The sequence below is a fragment of the Candidatus Symbiopectobacterium sp. genome (genome assembly GCF_020054415.1).
In the GTDB taxonomy this organism is placed as follows: Bacteria; Pseudomonadota; Gammaproteobacteria; order Enterobacterales; family Enterobacteriaceae; genus Symbiopectobacterium.
Map to the genome: position 1 here is coordinate 1 of NZ_JAHWCO010000259.1, position 1,223 is coordinate 1,223.

2 pseudogenes are annotated in these 1,223 nt (G+C 44.2%); both read left to right on the top strand.

From position 1 onward, the window contains the following. Positions 1-258, top strand: a pseudogene (locus QZ506_RS07490) (integrase core domain-containing protein); the annotation flags it as partial. Between the two features lie 732 nt (positions 259-990). Continuing rightward, a pseudogene (locus QZ506_RS07495) lies at positions 991-1,223 on the top strand (transposase); the annotation flags it as partial.

Below are 1,223 nucleotides of genomic sequence, written 5' to 3' on the forward strand. Positions count from 1 at the left end.
ACGAAGGCGATGTCTCCGCAGACGAACGGCATCTGCGAGCGCTTCCATAAAACCATTTTGCAGGATTTTTATCAGGTTACGTTCCGCAAGAAGTTATATGGAGACCTGGAAAGCCTGCAGGTAGATCTGGACAACTGGTTGTGACATTACAATAATGAGCGAACTCATCAGGGAAAAATGTGCTGCGGGCGTACGCCGATGGCCACTTTACTCGATGGAAAACGGATCTGTGCAGAAAAGAATCTGAACCAGATGTAATCTGACAGACACCTGTATAAATAATCGGTAACTGTCAGATCAGGTCTGAGCTAGTACAAATAAACGCTTTCAGGTTTTTTCGTATTCGTTCATCACGCAGCAGGAAGCGTGTTTTACCCGTGTCACTCTCCGCTTCTGGCGCGATGCATTCTGTCCTGTTCTATCAACTTTCCAATAAGTGATAGAATGAAGCTGATTTTTTGCTCACCCTGAGTTATCTCATAGCGTTGTAACAACGCCACCTCTGGCCTGTCTGCAGTACGCAATATTGTGGATATATCATTCAAATATGGAGCTAAATTATTCATGGGTATGCTTTCCTTCGATACAACCTGTCCTAACTGTTTAAGAGAAAAGGCGGTTCTTATTGGTTTAAATGAACAACAAAGGGGGACTACTGATATTTATGGGCTTTGTTGAATAAATAGATTTTATGCTGGCAGCCCAGTGAAACGACGGATCCTCGCAACGTAAAATCATGCAGTTAGGCCTCATGAGAAAAGTGTACACCTGATATGACAAGCATTTTCAACCAAAACTGGCATGGAAAAACAGCATGATTACCTATTATTCAACAAAGCCATATTTATGATGTGCACTTTGTATGCAATAGTTGCAATAAATCAGGAATAGCCGCCGTCAAAAGCTCTACGGCTTATGGCCCTTTATACTCAGTGAGAAATGGACAAAAGAACATTCTGGCGCCCGATTCTTCTAGCACGTACTTACTTTGGCTTTGTTGACTCGATTTTTAAACTGATTAAATTGTCGCTGCATTGTCCAGACTATTCGCTGCTCAGCAAGCGACCAAAGACAGTGAACATCGGCATAAAAACGCCAACCCGTGGTGAAATCTCACATCTGGTCATTGATGGAACCGGCCTGAAGGTCTTTGGCGAAGGCGAATGGAAAGTCCGGCAGCATGGTGCCGACAGACGCAGGGTATGGCGTAAGCTGCACCTGGC